The organism is Kribbella sp. NPDC104740 (genome assembly GCF_055583505.1).
On sequence record NZ_JBVJNV010000005.1, the window covers coordinates 281067 to 294524 of the forward strand.

The 13458-nt window shown below is 70.6% G+C and carries 13 protein-coding genes; 6 read left to right on the forward strand and 7 right to left on the reverse strand.

Annotation, left to right across the window (positions count from 1 at the left end; genetic code table 11):
- Positions 1–223: 223 nt before the first annotated feature.
- Entirely contained in the window at positions 224–400 is a 177-nt protein-coding gene (locus ACZ6Z4_RS26925; protein ID WP_363676760.1) for a hypothetical protein, read from the reverse strand.
- Positions 401–630: 230 nt separating this feature from the next.
- On the opposite strand from ACZ6Z4_RS26925, the gene ACZ6Z4_RS26930 reads away from it, so the two are divergent.
- The 5 genes from ACZ6Z4_RS26930 (at position 631) to ACZ6Z4_RS26950 (ending at position 6387) form a co-directional block, all read left to right on the forward strand.
- Positions 631–1926, forward strand: coding sequence for an XRE family transcriptional regulator (locus ACZ6Z4_RS26930; RefSeq protein WP_363676761.1), 1296 nt, complete (start codon positions 631–633; stop codon positions 1924–1926).
- 8 nt (positions 1927–1934) lie between these two features.
- Entirely contained in the window at positions 1935–2477 is a 543-nt protein-coding gene (locus ACZ6Z4_RS26935; protein ID WP_465569763.1) for a GNAT family N-acetyltransferase, read from the forward strand.
- A gap of 76 nt (positions 2478–2553) precedes the next feature.
- Positions 2554–4188, forward strand: coding sequence for a PHP domain-containing protein (locus ACZ6Z4_RS26940; RefSeq protein ID WP_465569766.1), 1635 nt, complete (start codon positions 2554–2556; stop codon positions 4186–4188).
- Between the two features lie 33 nt (positions 4189–4221).
- The gene (locus ACZ6Z4_RS26945) at positions 4222–5118 is read left to right on the forward strand and encodes an oxygenase MpaB family protein (RefSeq protein WP_465569768.1); all 897 of its coding nucleotides are present in this window, start codon (positions 4222–4224) and stop codon (positions 5116–5118) included.
- Between the two features lie 69 nt (positions 5119–5187).
- On the forward strand, positions 5188–6387 hold the full coding sequence (locus ACZ6Z4_RS26950; protein WP_465569770.1) for an ROK family transcriptional regulator: 1200 nt from the start codon (positions 5188–5190) through the stop codon (positions 6385–6387).
- 68 nt (positions 6388–6455) lie between these two features.
- On the opposite strand, the gene ACZ6Z4_RS26955 is transcribed toward ACZ6Z4_RS26950, so the two are convergent.
- The 4 genes from ACZ6Z4_RS26955 to ACZ6Z4_RS26970 form a co-directional block, all read right to left on the reverse strand.
- A complete protein-coding gene (locus ACZ6Z4_RS26955) occupies positions 6456–7052 on the reverse strand; it encodes a ParA family protein (RefSeq protein WP_184800949.1) in 597 nt (198 codons plus the stop codon).
- A gap of 112 nt (positions 7053–7164) precedes the next feature.
- Entirely contained in the window at positions 7165–8124 is a 960-nt protein-coding gene (locus tag ACZ6Z4_RS26960) for an ABC transporter substrate-binding protein (RefSeq protein ID WP_465569773.1), read from the reverse strand.
- A complete protein-coding gene (locus ACZ6Z4_RS26965; RefSeq protein WP_465569776.1) occupies positions 8121–10055 on the reverse strand; it encodes an ABC transporter permease in 1935 nt (644 codons plus the stop codon). The genes ACZ6Z4_RS26960 and ACZ6Z4_RS26965 overlap by 4 nt, the downstream gene beginning before the upstream one ends.
- Positions 10056–10083: 28 nt before the next feature.
- A complete protein-coding gene (locus ACZ6Z4_RS26970) occupies positions 10084–11139 on the reverse strand; it encodes a quaternary amine ABC transporter ATP-binding protein (RefSeq protein WP_363676768.1) in 1056 nt (351 codons plus the stop codon).
- Between the two features lie 115 nt (positions 11140–11254).
- Between ACZ6Z4_RS26970 and ACZ6Z4_RS26975 the strand changes: the two genes are divergently transcribed.
- The gene (locus ACZ6Z4_RS26975) at positions 11255–12040 is read left to right on the forward strand and encodes a class I SAM-dependent methyltransferase (RefSeq protein WP_465569779.1); all 786 of its coding nucleotides are present in this window, start codon (positions 11255–11257) and stop codon (positions 12038–12040) included.
- 30 nt (positions 12041–12070) lie between these two features.
- Here ACZ6Z4_RS26975 and ACZ6Z4_RS26980 read toward each other — a convergent pair whose 3' ends face one another.
- Both ACZ6Z4_RS26980 and ACZ6Z4_RS26985 read right to left on the reverse strand, forming a co-directional pair.
- On the reverse strand, positions 12071–12532 hold the full coding sequence (locus ACZ6Z4_RS26980) for a group II truncated hemoglobin (RefSeq protein ID WP_465569783.1): 462 nt from the start codon (positions 12530–12532) through the stop codon (positions 12071–12073).
- Positions 12533–12548: 16 nt separating this feature from the next.
- Positions 12549–13457, reverse strand: coding sequence for an aminoglycoside phosphotransferase family protein (locus ACZ6Z4_RS26985; RefSeq protein WP_465569785.1), 909 nt, complete (start codon positions 13455–13457; stop codon positions 12549–12551).
- Between the last annotated feature and the right edge of the window lies 1 nt (position 13458).

The following is a 13458-nucleotide window of genomic DNA, read 5'->3' on the forward strand; positions in this document are numbered from 1 at the left end:
TGGGCGGCTCGGGCGTCATAGTGACCAGAGCAACTAAACACCCCATCCTCTCAACCTCCCCGTGGCTATGGCCCCCACCACAGCATCCCCCCCCCCCCCCCCCCCCCACCTGGGTGGTGTCCGGGGACTGAGGAGTGTCCCGGACCTTTCCGTGCACTGCTCCCTGAACGTGAGGAGACTCCAGGGCGCAGCCGCTCGGGTCTGAGGAGGACCCGAGCAGGTCTCAGCTGTCCGAACCGTCCTGCGGCCCGAGGAGGTCGTTGGTGACCCGGAGGCCGGCGAACCGGCGGCGCATCGCCTGCTCGTAGCGCGCCGCCAGCGGCGCCTCGGCGACGTACTGCGCGATCACGTGCTCGCCGAACCAGACCCGCACCCGGCGGCGGTGCTGCCTCGACGTCATCTCCGCGACTGTCACTACTCGCTCACCCCGTAACTCTCAGGCCTTGCAACCAGTTGGACTTACTGGTTGTCATGGCAGTAATGGTGCACAACCCGAGCGTGACCGCTCTAGGACCTGCGGCGGACCTTTGCCGGACCTCTTCAGGACCTCTCGCGGACATCTGGGTGACTGCACCTTGTCGTGGGGCATGAGTCGAGACAACGTCTGAACTGACGTGAACGGGAGGAACGATGGCGGGTAGGTATGCGCCAAGAACGGTCCTGGCGCACCTGATCCAGCGCCGGAACCAGACCTACTCCGAGATCGTCGCCGAGTTCGTCGAGCTGGGTGGAACCATCACCGAGCGGCACCTGCGGCGCCTCGCATCGGGCGAGCGTGCAGGGACCACTCCTCAGACCCGGCGCACCCTGCAACGCATGTTCGGCAAGCCGGTCGAGGAGCTCCTCGCCCCGTACGTCCCCGAGCAGGCAGCCCAGGTGGTGCCGGCACCTGCCGCGAGTGGACGGATCACGACAGGGAATGAGATGGAGGTACTCGACATGGCTGCCAGCCGTGCGCGGGCGTTCGCCCTCGCGGCCCAGACCGGTCTCGGGAGCGAGGCCATGGAACAGGTGTACGACGACGTGAGACACGTCGCGAAGGCCTACCCGCAGCGTCCGCTGCCGGAGATCCTCGGCCAGCTGGTCGAGACCCAGGACCTGGTCTTCGCGTTGCTGGAGAGCCGGCAGCGTCCGGAACACCTGCGGCAGCTGTACTTCCTCGGTGGCGTCACCGGCGGTCTGCTGGCCAAGGCGTCGCACGACCTGGGCAACCCGCACGCCGCCCTGACCCAGGCCCGGACGGCGTTCCTGTGCGCCGACAACGCCGACCACCACGGCCTGCGCGCCTGGGTCCGCGGCCTGCAGTCCCTGGTCTCGTACTGGGCCGGCAACCCGCACGACTCGGTCCGGTACGCCCAGCTCGGCGCCGGGTACGCCGAGCAGGCGAACAGCACCACCTCGGTCTGGCTCCCGGTCAGCGAGGCCCGCGCCTGGGCCGCGCTCGGCAACCCCGACGCCACCCGCGCCGCCCTGGAGCGCGCGGAGAACGCGTGGAACTCGGTCCGCAACGACGAGCTCGACGAGATGGGCGGCCTGTGCACCTTCGGGCGCAACCGGCAGCTGTACTACGCGGCCGACGCGCTGGCCTGGCTGCCCGGTGAGATGGAGACCGCCGAGCGGTACTCCAACCAGGCCGTCGACGCCTACACCGACCAGTCGCACCCCGAGTGGGCCTTCGGCGACGCGGCCGGCAGCCACGCCGCGATGGCGATCACCCGGATCGCGAGCGGTGAGCTGGACGGCGCGGCCGACGCGATCGCGCCGGTCCTGGGGCTGCCCGCCGAGCGCCGGATCAACGGCGTGGTGCACTCGGCCCGCCGGGTCCACCAGGCGCTGCGGCAGTCCGGGCGCGCCGACGACGCCCGGGAGCTGCAGGAGGAGATCGAGATGTTCACCCGTACGCCGATCCAGAGCTTCCCGCGGTAGCCTGCGGGATGGATCCGCTCACCGGCGACGGCGTCAGCCTGCGGGAGTTCCGCCCCGACGACTTCGACGACTTCTACTCCGTCGTCGGTGACGAGCGGGTGACCGCCTGGATGGCCTTCGCCACCCACACGCCGGAGTCGGCGCGCAAGATGCTCGACGGGATCGTCGAGCGTTCCGCCCAGGAGAGCCGGCCCGACTACATGCTCGCCGTCACCCGCCTTGACGACGACCGTGTGCTCGGGTTCATCCGGCTCGCGCCGGGCGTTCACAAGGGCGCCAAGCTCGGCTACGGCATCGGCGCCGACCACTGGGGTCACGGCTACGCCACCACCGCCTGCCGGCTGATCCTCGACTTCGCCTTCGGCCCGCTCGCCCTGCACCGGGTGACCGCCGCGATCGGCCCCGAGAACGCGGCCTCGATCGCCGTCGTCCAGCGCCTCGGCTTCAGCTACGAGGGCCTCCTGCGCGACCACGTCTTCACCAACGACGCCTGGCGCGACTCCGTCCTGTACTCCGTCCTCGCCGACGAGTGGACCGCTCAGCAGCCCTGAGCCCGGCGTTCACCTGCCGCACACACCTGCTTCACCGGCGGCCCCGACAGTGTCGTGGACACAGGGAGGTGGCGGGATGCAGTTGCCGGAGTGGGCCGACGTGGAGGTCCCCGAGGAGCGGCTGGATGCTCAGGGGGTTTCGCGGCGGGGTGTGCTGCGGGGTGCTGGGCTGCTGGGTGGGGCCGGGTTGCTAGGTGTGGCCGGTGCTGGGGAGGCTGCCGCTACGTCCGGGGGTGATCCGGAGCTGGTGTGGCTGGTCGGGGACCACCATGTGCACAGCCGGTACAGCCACGACGCGAAGTACGGGTTCGGGCAGCTGGCGCAGCGTGGGGCGCAGTTCGGGCTGGACTGGATGGCGTTCACCGAGCACAGCAACTTCGGGCACGCGGACAAGGGCGCCGCGGCCGAGCAGGACAAGGTGCTGAAGGCTCGCGCCGAGAATCCGCGGATGCTGATCTTCCAGGGGCTCGAGTGGTACATCCCGGCGGCCGAGCACGGGACCGTGCTGGTCGCGCCGGGGCCGAACGTCGTACCGCTGCTGCAGGCCTTCGAGCGCCAGTACGACGGGAAACTGACCAACCGGTCGGACAACACACCCGAGAACGAACAGCACGCGGTCGAGGCGCTGCGCTGGCTGGCCGAGCAGAAGCGGCGCGGGTACGTCGACGACGTGCTGGTGCTGGCCAATCATCCGCTCAGGCTCGGGATCGACTCACCGCACGAGGTGCGCGCCTGGCGCGACACGGGCGTGCTGATCGGTATGGAGGGCGCTCCCGGTTCGCAGGGCGACGCCGACCCGGCGTGGGTCGCGTATCGCGGGGTGACCGCGGCGCAGCGCGGCGAGTACGTGAACGCCCCGAGCGCCGCCAGCTTCCCCGGGTACCCGGCCGACGCGTACCGCACGTACGGCGGCTTCGACTGGGCCACCGCGACCGTCGGCGGGCTCTGGGACTCGCTGCTCGCCGAGGGCCGGCTGTTCTCGATCACCTCGAACAGCGACAACCACCGGACCATCTGGGACACCTGGAAGGACGGGGAGTTCCCGCCCGGTGAGAACTTCGACTCGCTCGGCTGGAAGCCTGCTCCGACCGACGCCGGTACGCCGCAGGCCGGCAGCGACTTCTGGCCCGGCCAGTTCAGCCGGACCCACGTCGGCGTGACCCGCTACTCCTACCTCGACGTGATGGCCGGGCTGCGCGCCGGCCGGGTCTGGGTCGACCACGGGCAGCTGGTCGACGGTCTGGACGTCCGGCTCAGCACTGCCGGTTCCAAGCGCCGCGGCGTCACGCTGGGCGGCCGGCTGAAGGTCAGCCGCGGTGAGCGGCTGGAGCTGACCGTCACCGTCACCAGTGCGACCCGGCCCAACTTCCACGAGCTCCTGCCGCGGCTGGCGCACCTGGACGTCATCCGCGGCGTGGTGACCGGTCCGGCGCACGACCGGGACAGCTGGAAGGCTCCTGACACCCGGGTGGTCGAGCAGCTCGACGTACGCCGTAAGTCGGGCACCTACACGCTCCGCATCCCGCTGGGCCGGGCCGAGCGCAGCCACTACCTCCGGCTGCGCGGCAGCGACGGCCGCCGCAACGGCCCGGGCTACCTGGGTCGCGCGATCGACCCGGCCGGCCCGATCCAGCACCCGGTGAACGACGGCGACCCGTGGCTGGACACCTGGCTCTACACGAACCCGATCTTCGTGGACGTCGGGAAATGATCGAGGGCTTGGAGTGGTGGGCAGACTGGCCGTATGACCGCCACGCTGCCGACCACCCTGCTCGACCCGGTGAGGGACGGACTGGCCCGGATGATCATGACGAAGGTGGCCGGCCCGGATCCGCGCGCCGAGCGGAACCGGGTCCACAACACCCCTGGGCCTAGGTGGTTCGCGCCCGACCGGCCGATCCGGCGGGTGCACGGCGACGCGTCGATGTTCGCCGGCGGGCTGCGGGCGCTGCTGCTGCAGTCGCTGCACCCGCTGGCGATGGCTGCCGTGTCCGCGCACTCCGGCTACCGCGGCGACCCGTGGGGGCGGCTGCAGCGGACCAGCTTCTTCCTGGCGATCACCACGTACGGCGCCGAGTCCGACGCCGAGGCGGCGATCGCCAAGGTCAAGTCCGTCCACGAGCGCGTCCGCGGAACCAGCCCGGACGGTACGCCGTACCGGGCCGGCGATCCGCACCTGCTCAAGTGGGTGCACCTGGCCGAGATCGACAGCTTCCTGGCGGCCCACCAGCGCTACGGCGCCAACCCGCTCGACGCCGCCGAGCAGGACGGCTACGTGGCCGACACCGCCCGGGTGGCGAAGGCACTGGGCGTCATCGAGCCGCCGACGACGATGGTCGAGCTGCGGCAGATGCTCGACGCGTATCGCCCCGAGCTCCGCGGTACGACGGAAGCGCGGCAGGCAGCGCGCTTCATCCTGATCCACCCGCCGGTGCCGCTGGCCGCGCGTCCGGCGTACGGCGTACTGACGGCGGCCGCCGTCGGGCTGCTGCCGTTCTGGTCGCGCTGGCCGCTGCGGCTGCCGTACCTGCCGCTGGCGGAGCAGACCGTCGTCCGGGCCGCCGGGGACGGGCTGACCCGCACGATCCGTTGGGCCCTGACCTCGCCGATCCTGGGAAATGTCGATATATCTACCGCGTGAATGCGCTTTCTTGCGCGCACCCACCCGGTCAGCGCGCTGAAACGGCCTCCACGCCGGTAGTTTGCTCTCATGCCCCCACGCCCGAACCGACCGCTGCCGCTGGCGACGCCGGCCGGGATCGAGGTCCTCACCAAGATCCTCACCCAGGGTCCGATCCCGCGGGTCGAGATCGCGCGCCGGACCGGGCTGTCCCAGGCGGCGGTCACCAAGGCGGTCGCGCCGCTGATCGACGCCGGCTTCGTCACGGACCAGCCGGTCACCCCGGACGAGCACGTCGAGAGCCAGCTCGGGATCGGGCGCCCGGTCAGCCCGCTGACCGTGGTCGCGAACAGCGTCTCGGTGATCGGGCTCAAGGTGACGCCGACCGACCTGATCGGCGTGACCACGGACTTCACGGCCGGGATCCGCGCCGTACGGCACCGCCGGCTGTCGGAGACCTCGGCGGACACCGTCGCCGCGAACCTGGTCGAGCTGGCCCGCGAGCTGATCGCGGAGATCGAGGAGAGCGACGCCGGGCCGCTGGCCGGGATCGGCGTCGCGGTGTCGGGCGATGTCGATGCGGAGCACGGGGTGGTACGGGACTCGCCGTTCATGGGCTGGCGGGACGTGCCGCTGGCGGCCGCGCTGACCGCGAAGCTCGACGTACCGGTGGTCGTGACGAACGACGTCCGGGCGCTGACCGTGGCCGAGCACTGGTTCGGGGTCGGGGTGAACGCCGACTCGTTCGCGGTGGTGACGATCGGGTCCGGGGTCGGGTGCGGGCTCTACATCAACGGCGAGGTGGTGTCGGGGGCGCACGGGGTGTCGGGTGAGCTCGGGCACTTGCCGCTGGCACCGGGTGAGCTGGTCTGCACCTGTGGGCGGCGGGGCTGCGTCGAGACGGTCGCGTCGTCGGACGCGATCCTGGCGCGGGCGCGGGAGACGACCGGGCAGAGCGACCTCGATCTGTCCGGGGCGATCGAGCTGGCGCACGCGGGGAACGAGGACGCCCGCGAGGCGTTCGACCGGGCCGGCGAGGTGATCGGGTCGGCGCTGGCCGCGATGGTGAACCTGGTCGGGCCGGAGCTGGTCGTGATCGCGGGTGAGGGCGTCGCGGACTACGACCTGTACGAGCAGCGGATGCGCGAGGCGTTCGCGGCGCACGCGTTCGGAGCGGCGGGCGACTGCCGCTTGATGCTGAGGTCACACACTTTTGATGACTGGGCCCGAGGGGCAGCAGCCACAGTCATTCGTTCGTACGTACGAGGCGAGCCGCCGCTCCAGCGCTGACCGCTCGCATCGCCCTGCGGGCGATGCGAGCGGGAAAAGAAGGGGCCGAGCGAGCTCGACGCTTCCGTTCAGCTGCGGGCTGCGGCCAGGATCTTGCGCCAGACCTTCTTGTAGGACTCCAGGCCGTCCTCGGCCAGTGGTCCGGTCGGGCCGGCGGTGATCGAGACGCGCTCGGGGATCGAGCCCCAGACCGGGATGTTCTCCTCGGCGTACTGCTGCATGGTCTCCTGGTACGCGCGGGTGTAGGTGCGCGCCGAGCAGATCACCAGGCCGACCGGCGTGCCCTCGGGGACCAGCTCGAGCACGGCCTTCACGCGGGGCGTCTCGACGCCGCCGACGCGGGTCGGGATGACCACGATCCGGGCCCGTTCGAGGGCCTTGTTGAGCAGGCGCTCGTGCGACGGTGGCATGTCGACGACGCCGATGCCCTCCGGTGGCACCTTGTCCAGCGCCTTGGTCAGCAACCGCTCCGTCGGCGCCTCGGCGATCTCGATCCGGGCCAGGTGGTCGTCGTCCGACGTCTCGATCCAGTCCGCGGCGGAGCCCTGCGGATCGGCGTCGACGAGGGTGGCGGTCCGGCGGTTCGACGATGCCAGCGCGGCGAGGTACACCGACGTGGTTGTCTTGCCGACCCCGCCCTTCAGTGCAGCTGTCACGATGATCATGAACCGAACCTACCCGGTTCTGTCCGATTTCCGGCGTGTCATCGGCGTTGCAAACCGGCGTCATGATAGTTGCCGACGGCCTCGGGGTGGGTACCGAGGCCGTCGCAGGGGGTTACTTCCCGAGCCAGGCGTCGACCTTCGCGCGGTTGTCGTTGACCCACTTCTCGGCGGCCGCGTCGGGCGTCATCTTGTCCTCGGCGATGTACTTGGCGACCACGTTCTGGTCGTCGTTGGTCCAGCTGAAGTTCTTCACCAGCTCGTACGCCGGGCTGCCGGAGTCGGCGAACTTCTTCGACACGATCTTGTCCAGGTCGTACGCGGGGTAGTCGCAGGCGACCTTGGCCGGGTCGGCGTCGCAGCCGGCCTTGTACGCCGGGAGGTCGACCTTGACCAGCTTCAGCTCGTTGAAGAACCACTGCGGCTCGTAGAAGTAGCCGATCACCGGCTTCTTGTTCTTCTCCGCGTCGCGGAAGGCCTGGATCAGCGCGGTCTCGCTGCCGGCATACACGACCTTGTAGTCGAGCTTCAGGTTCTTCACCAGCGCCTCGTCGTTGGTGACGAACGACGGGTCGCCGTCGAGCAGCTGGCCCTTGCCGCCGGATTCCGACGTCTTGAACAGGGCGGCGTTCTTGTTCAGGTTGTTCCAGTCCTTGAGCTCGGGCTTCTCGGCGGCCAGCCACGGCGGCAGGTACCAGCCGATCACGCCCTTGTTGCCGGACGGGCCGACCACGACGGCGACCTTCTGCTCCTCGACGTACTTCTTCTTCAGGTCCTCGTGACCCCAGTTCTCCAGCACGGCGTCGACCTCGCCGGTGCCGAAGCCCTGCCAGGAGATCTCCTCCTTGAGGTTCTTCTTGGTCACCTTGCAACCGAGGTCCTTGGTCGCGACGTAGGCGACCACCGCGGCGTTCGCCTCGTAGCCGACCCAGGGGCTGACGGCGAGGTTGAAGGTGCCGCACTCCTTGCCGCCGTCGGCCGGCTTCTCGGCCTCGCCGACCTTCGCGCCCCCGCACGCGGTCAGGGCCAGGGCCAAGGCGGTCAGCACTCCAGCGGTCCGGAGCTTGTTGGTCACCACAGGTTGTCTCCTCTGACTGTTCCTCTGAACTTCCTCGTACGCCGGGCCGCCGCCTGCGTGATCCGGTCGAGCATCACGCCCAGCAGCACGATCGCCAGCCCGGCGGCCAAACCCTTGCCGTACAGCTCGCTCTGCGCGAAGCCGGCGGCCACGTCGTACCCGAGCGCGCCCGCGCCGACCAGACCGCCGACGACGACCATCGACAGCACGTAGATCAGGCCCTGGTTGACTGCGAGGGTGATCGCCCGCCGGGCCACCGGCAGCTGGACCTTGCTGATCACCTGCCAGGTGCTGGAGCCGACCGAGTTCGCCGCTTCGACGGTGGCCACCGGTACGGCGCGGATGCCGTCGGCCACGATCTTCGTCGTCACCGGTACGGCGAACACGACCGCCGCCGCGATCGCGGTGAACCGGCTGGTCCCGAACAGCGCCAGGAACGGCACCAGGTACACGAACGGGGGCATCGTCTGCCCCGCGTCGAGGACCGGCCGGACCCAGCTGTCGACGCGCTGGTTGCGCCCGGTCCAGACGCCGAGGACGATGCCGACAGCAACCACCACGACGGTGGCCAGCAGCGTCGACGCGAGCGTCACCATCGCGTCCTGCCAGACGCCGGTCCCGACCAGGAGCAGCAGGCAGACCGTCGCCGGGAGCGCGGCCCGCCAGCCGCCGAGGATCAGGGCGAGCGCGACGACGACGCCGGTGACCAGCCACCACGGCGAGTCGGTGAGCAGGTCCTGGAGCGGGTTGAGTACGCCGAACGTGACCGCGTCGCGGACGCCGTACGTGAAACCGCCGAAGACGTCCTGCACCCAGGTCGTCACGTCGGCCGCGGCGACGGCGATCCGGGAGCCGACGTTCACGTCGGTGGGGAACTCCGCGGCCCAGACGTAGGTGCGGGAGAACCAGATCGCGACCAGGACGCCGAGCGCGCCGAGGCCGAGCAGGATCTTGCGGCGCAGGCTCGCGATCCGCCACGGCCGGTCGCCGGCGGCGGTGGTCACGCGGTCGAGCACGATGGCCAGGACGACGATCGCCAGGCCCGCGTTGAACGCGACGCCGACGTCGAGCGTCTGCAGCGCCTTGAGCACGGTCTGGCCGAGGCCGGGTGCGTCGATCAGCGCGGCGACGGTGACCATCGAGAGCGCGGCCATGATGGTCTGGTTGATGCCGACCACGACCGTGCTGCGCGACATCGGCAGCAGCACCTTGGCCAGCGTCTGGCCGCGGGTCGAGCCGAGCGACCGGGCCGCTTCGACGCTCTCGGCCGGGACCGAGCGGATCGCGTGCGCGGTCAGCCGGACCACCGGCGGGGCGGCGTAGATCAGTGTCGCGATCGTGGCCGCGGCCGGGCCGATCGCGAAGAAGAGGGTCAGCGGCGCGAGGTACACGAACGTCGGCAGCGTCTGCATCAGGTCGAGGACGAGCGTCGCGACCTTGAAGAAGCGGTCGGACAGCCCGGCCCAGATGCCGAGCGGGATGCCGGCCAGCAGCGCCAGTACGACGGCCGCGATGGTCAGCGAGAGCGTGTCCATGCTCTCCTGCCACAGCCCCTGCAGCCCGAGGAACGTGAACCCGGCCGCGGTCAGCAGCGCGACCTTCCAGTTGCCGAACGCCCAGGCCAGGAACGCCGCCACCGCGACCACGCCGAGCCAGCCGACGACCGGCACCGGCCGCCCGTACGACGGCTGGGCGATCACGCTCTGGAGCAGCACGACGAGCTGGTCGACGACGACCCGGATCGCGTCCGAGACCGCGTTGCCACTGCCGACGACGCCGGCCTGCTCGGTCAGCCAGCGGTGGAACGGCGTCGTGTCCTGCCCGCCGAGGGCGAGCGTGTGCACTCCGCGCAGGACGAACCAGAGCGCGAGCCAGACGACCAGCAGCCCGCCGACGAGCACGAGCTTGCGGGGCTTTCGTACGTGCAATTCCAGAGAACCAGTGATTGAGGCCATGTCAGGCGTCCGCTACGACGGCGAGGATCTCCTCGTCGCCGATCACGCCGAGCAGCTGGCCCTCGGCGACGACCTTCACCGGGCGGTCGGACTCGAGCACCAGCCGGGTCGCCTCGCGGACCAGGACGTCGGGGCCGAGCTCCGGCCCGTCCAGCTGCTCGCCGTCGCGCGGCGGCCGGACGATCCAGCGCAGCGTCAGCACGTCGGCGCGCGGGATGTCCCGGACGAACTCGCGCACGTAGTCGTCCGCTGGTGCGCCGACCAGCTCGTCGCCGGTGCCGAGCTGGACGGCGGCGCCGTCGCGCATCAGCAGGATCCGGTCGCCGAGCTTGAGCGCCTCGGACAGGTCGTGGGTGATGAAGACCATCGTCTTGCCGACCTCGCGGTGCAGCCGGACCACCTCGGTCTGCATCTCGCGGCGGATCAGCGGGTCGAGCGCGGAGAACGGCTCGTCGAAGAGCAGCACGTCGGGGTCGTTGGCCAGCGCGCGGGCCAGGCCGACCCGCTGCTGCATACCGCCGGACAGCTGCTCGGGGTACATGTTCTCGTTCCCGGACAGGCCGACCAGGTCGATCACTTCCTGGGCCCGGCGCTTGCGGTCCGGCTTGCTCTCGCCGCGGACCTCCAGCCCGTACGAGACGTTGTCGATCACCTTGCGGTGCGGGAGCAGGCCGAAGTGCTGGAACACCATCGAGAACTTGCTCCGGCGCAGCGTCCGCAGCCGCTTCTCGTCGGCGGCGCGCAGGTCCTCGCCCTCGAAGATCAGCCGGCCCGCGGTCGGCTCGACCAGCCGGGTCAGGCAGCGGACCAGCGTCGACTTGCCGGAACCGGACAGGCCCATCACCACGAAGACCTCGCCCGGGGCGACGTCGAAGCTCAGGTCGCGGACGGCCGCCGTACAGCCGGTGCGGTCGTAGAGGGTGGCCCGGTTGAGCTCGGCGAGCTCGGGGCGGCGGGGGACGCGGGCGGCCTTCGGGCCGAACACCTTCCACAGCCCCTGGACCGACAGCAGCGCCTCGGACTCCTGCGGTTCGGGGTACTCGAGCTGAGCGGTCACGGCGGTTCACCCTCGGTTCGTCGGAACGGCGACTGTATCGAATGCCCAGTCTCTCGGTGTCGAGTAGTTGCCGGATACATGACGATTGTGCGGTACGCGCCGGACAATCAAACCTGTGTCCGACAGCAGATACACCTACGACAACGCCCAGGAGCACGCCCGCCGCCAGGTCCGGCTGCTCGGTGAGATCCTCGACGGCCACGCCCGCGATGTGCTGTCCGGCGTCGGTCTCCGGCCCGGCTGGCAGTGCCTGGAGATCGGGCCCGGCGCCGGCACGATCACCCAGCTGCTGAGCGAGCAGGTCGGCCCGGACGGGCACGTGACCTCGGTCGATCTCGATCCCCGGTACGTCGAGCCCGGGCCGAACATCGACGTCCGCACCGACGACATCCGCACGATGGATCTGCCCGAGGGCCGGTACGACCTGATCTACGCCCGGCTGGTGCTGATGCACGTGACCGGCCGCGACGACGTCGTACGCCGGCTGGCCGCTGCGTTGCGGCCGGGCGGCGTACTGGTGCTGTCGGACTGGGACTGCACGTGGCGCGACTGGGTCGCGCACACGGCGACGCCGGAGGCGGCTGAGGCGTTCGTCACGCTGCAGGACACGCTGCTCGGGCTGATGGAGTCGAACGGGACCGAGCTGGCCTGGGCCCGCCGCGCGCCGGTGGCGATGCGGGCGGCGGGGCTGGAGGTCGAGACGACGGTGTTCAACAAGCTGTTCGCCGGGGACGAGGCGGGAGCGTTGCTGCAGCACAACAACACGTACCAGTTGCAGGACGCGCTGCTCGGGCGCGGGATGACGATGAAGCAGCTCGATCTGGTCCGGGAGGCGATGGTCGATCCGGAGACGCTGGTCTACACGTACTTGATGTTCAGCTCGGTCGGCCGGAAGGCCTGATCCTCGGCAGGCCGGCGGCCGGCCCGCCGGTCAGCTCGGCTGGTACGGCGGGGCCTCGCCCCAGCCCCAGCGCGGGACCGGCGCCTCCGGCGGCGGGGTCGCGCCGGGCTGGGAGTTGTCCAGCGCGATCCGCGTCCCCCACTCGACGTACGCGACGAACGCCGAGCGGAACTCCGGATCGCTGGGCAGCCCCGCCGAGTCGGCGCTGGCGGCGATCAGCGCCGCCCAGCGAGCGCGCTGCTGCTCGGTGAGCCCGAGATTCAGGTGGTGCGCGAGCATCGACGGGTACCCGCCGAGCTCGTCGGTGTACGTCTTCGGCCCGCCGAACACCTCTCCCAGCCAGAGCGCGACGTGCTCGCGATGCTTCGGGCTCATGTGCGCGAACACCGGCGCGAGCAGCTCGTCCTCGAGCACCCGGTCGTAGAACACCTCGGTCAGCCGCCGCAGCGCCTTCGCGCCACCGGCCCACTCGTACACCGTCGGGGTCGTCATGCCGGTAATCATGTAATCATCCCCGCCGCTCCGACAAGGCATTAACGATCGCGATCTGCACCGGCTCGACCGCGGTCTCACCGTCCTCCAGGTCCCAGAGCACGTTCTGCAGCACCCGTCCGAGCGTCCAGCCGACCGCCCGGTCCCGGTCGAGATCCAGTACGTCGACCAGCAGGTCGAACCGGCGGCGAATCGCCCGCGGCAGGTCGCCGGTCGCGACCAGATCGTCCCAGCGGTTGTTCAGCGCCGGGAACAGTTCGAAACCCGGGTCGCCCGCGAGCGGCTTCGGGTCGATCACCAGCCAGGGCGCCCGATCGGCGGCGAGCACGTTGTCGTAGTGCAGGTCCCAGTGCAGCAGGCGGTCGCCGGGCTCGCCCAACAGCTCAGCGACCCTCGCGGTGCAGCCAAGCGCGAGCTGCTGCTCTGTCCGATCGCCGAGTCGCGGGATCAGACCGGGAGCGTCCTCGACCATCGCGGCGGCCAGGTCTGCGAGCGTTCGGAGATTCTCCGGCGCCGGCGTGCTGCTGAGCCGCGCGAGCAGCCCGGCGAGGATCCGGGTCGCCTCGACGTCGTCCGCGACGGTGCTGAGCGTCTCCGGGCGCAGACGTTCGAGCAGCAGCGTCGCGGACTCGTCGTCGTGGTCGAGGACGCGCACGACGTCGGCGGCGTCCCAGGTCCGGAGCGCGAGGGCCTCGCCGGCGTTCTCGTCGTTGCGGGGCTGGAGTTTGAGGATCGCCGGCTCACCGTCAGTGCGCCGTACCGGCAGGACGAGCGACGCGGCGCCGTGCATCGGAGCGCCGTCGAGGGTCAACTGCCAGCGGCCGAGGTAGTCGGCAGCGATCGACGGGAGCTCCCGCAGCCAGCGCAGGCCGGGCTCGTCGGTGTGGGCGTCGTGCAGCGTTCGCGGGATCGTGAAGTCGGCCATC